General features: G+C 51.1%; 2 rRNA genes. Both read left to right on the top strand.

From position 1 onward, the window contains the following. Positions 1 to 2,479 (top strand): 23S ribosomal RNA (locus tag BDE01S_RS09760); the annotation flags it as partial. Between the two features lie 125 nt (positions 2,480 to 2,604). Then, positions 2,605 to 2,718: ribosomal RNA gene (gene rrf / locus BDE01S_RS09755) — 5S ribosomal RNA — on the top strand. Positions 2,719 to 2,762 lie beyond the last annotated feature (44 nt).

Here is a 2,762-nt window from a genome sequence, read left to right as displayed (position 1 = left end):
ACCATCCTCCAAGGCTAAATACTCATCATCGACCGATAGTGAACCAGTACCGTGAGGGAAAGGCGAAAAGAACCCCGGGAGGGGAGTGAAATAGAACCTGAAACCTGATGCATACAAACAGTGGGAGCACCTTTGCGGTGTGACTGCGTACCTTTTGTATAATGGGTCAACGACTTACATTCAGTAGCGAGCTTAACCGGATAGGGGAGGCGTAGGGAAACCGAGTCTTAATAGGGCGACTAGTTGCTGGGTGTAGACCCGAAACCGAGTGATCTATCCATGGCCAGGATGAAGGTGCGGTAACACGCACTGGAGGTCCGAACCCACGCATGTTGCAAAATGCGGGGATGAGCTGTGGATAGGGGTGAAAGGCTAAACAAACTCGGAGATAGCTGGTTCTCCCCGAAAACTATTTAGGTAGTGCCTCGAGTAAGAGACTGATGGGGGTAAAGCACTGTTATGGCTAGGGGGTTATTGCAACTTACCAACCCATGGCAAACTAAGAATACCATCAAGTTGTTCCTCGGGAGACAGACAGCGGGTGCTAACGTCCGTTGTCGAGAGGGAAACAACCCAGACCGCCAGCTAAGGTCCCAAATGACAGATTAAGTGGTAAACGAAGTGGGAAGGCCCAGACAGCCAGGATGTTGGCTTAGAAGCAGCCATCATTTAAAGAAAGCGTAATAGCTCACTGGTCGAGTCGTCCTGCGCGGAAGATGTAACGGGGCTCAAATCTGTAACCGAAGCTGCGGATACGTGTTTACACGTATGGTAGGGGAGCGTTCTGTAGGCCGATGAAGGTGTGTTGTAAAGCATGCTGGAGGTATCAGAAGTGCGAATGTTGACATGAGTAGCGATAAAGCGGGTGAAAAGCCCGCTCGCCGAAAGCCCAAGGTTTCCTACGCAACGTTCATCGGCGTAGGGTGAGTCGGCCCCTAAGGCGAGGCAGAAATGCGTAGTCGATGGGAAACAGGTTAATATTCCTGTACTTTGATTCAATGCGATGTGGGGACGGAGAAGGTTAGGTTAGCAAACTGTTGGAATAGTTTGTTCAAGCCGGTAGGTGGAAGACTTAGGCAAATCCGGGTCTTCATAACACCGAGAAGTGATAACGAGTGTCTAAGGACACGAAGTAACCGATACCACGCTTCCAGGAAAAGCCACTAAGCTTCAGTTGAATCAGAACCGTACCGCAAACCGACACAGGTGGGCAGGATGAGAATTCTAAGGCGCTTGAGAGAACTCGGGAGAAGGAACTCGGCAAATTGATACCGTAACTTCGGGAGAAGGTATGCCCTTCGATGTTAAGCCCTTGCGGTGTAAGCATTGGAGGGTCGCAGAGAATCGGTGGCTGCGACTGTTTATTAAAAACACAGCACTCTGCTAACACGAAAGTGGACGTATAGGGTGTGACGCCTGCCCGGTGCTGGAAGGTTAATTGAAGATGTGAGAGCATCGGATCGAAGCCCCAGTAAACGGCGGCCGTAACTATAACGGTCCTAAGGTAGCGAAATTCCTTGTCGGGTAAGTTCCGACCCGCACGAATGGCGTAACGATGGCCACACTGTCTCCTCCCGAGACTCAGCGAAGTTGAAGTGGTTGTGAAGATGCAATCTACCCGCTGCTAGACGGAAAGACCCCGTGAACCTTTACTGTAGCTTTGCATTGGACTTTGAAGTCACTTGTGTAGGATAGGTGGGAGGCTTAGAAGCAGAGACGCCAGTCTCTGTGGAGCCGTCCTTGAAATACCACCCTGGTGTCTTTGAGGTTCTAACCCAGGTCCGTAATCCGGATCGGGGACCGTGCATGGTAGGCAGTTTGACTGGGGCGGTCTCCTCCCAAAGAGTAACGGAGGAGTTCGAAGGTTACCTAGGTCCGGTCGGAAATCGGACTGATAGTGCAATGGCAAAAGGTAGCTTAACTGCGAGACCGACAAGTCGAGCAGGTGCGAAAGCAGGACATAGTGATCCGGTGGTTCTGAATGGAAGGGCCATCGCTCAACGGATAAAAGGTACTCCGGGGATAACAGGCTGATTCCGCCCAAGAGTTCATATCGACGGCGGAGTTTGGCACCTCGATGTCGGCTCATCACATCCTGGGGCTGTAGTCGGTCCCAAGGGTATGGCTGTTCGCCATTTAAAGTGGTACGTGAGCTGGGTTTAAAACGTCGTGAGACAGTTTGGTCCCTATCTGCAGTGGGCGTTGGAAGTTTGACGGGGGCTGCTCCTAGTACGAGAGGACCGGAGTGGACGAACCTCTGGTGTACCGGTTGTGACGCCAGTCGCATCGCCGGGTAGCTAAGTTCGGAAGAGATAAGCGCTGAAAGCATCTAAGCGCGAAACTCGCCTGAAGATGAGACTTCCCTGAGGGTATAACCCTCCTAAAGAGTCGTTCGAGACCAGGACGTTGATAGGTCGGGTGTGGAAGCGCGGTAACGCGTGAAGCTAACCGATACTAATTGCTCGTGAGGCTTGACTCTATCATTTGAAGAACTTCAAAGATAAAAGCTTACTGAAAGCGATACATACATTACCCAACGGTTGATTAAAGAATAAATAAGTGCAGAAAACCTGCATAACGGCTTACCGATTTGTACAGTTTAAGTTTGGCGGCCATAGCGAGTTGGTCCCACGCCTTCCCATCCCGAACAGGACCGTGAAACGACTCAGCGCCGATGATAGTGTGGTTCTTCCATGCGAAAGTAGGTCACTGCCAAACACCCATTCTAAGCCCCTGACGACAATGTCAGGGGCTTTTACTTT

Origin of the sequence: Bergeriella denitrificans NBRC 102155, assembly GCF_001592185.1 — a bacterium.
GTDB classification, from domain to species: Bacteria; Pseudomonadota; Gammaproteobacteria; order Burkholderiales; family Neisseriaceae; genus Neisseria; species Neisseria denitrificans.
This window is presented reverse-complemented; position numbering and strand designations above follow the sequence as displayed.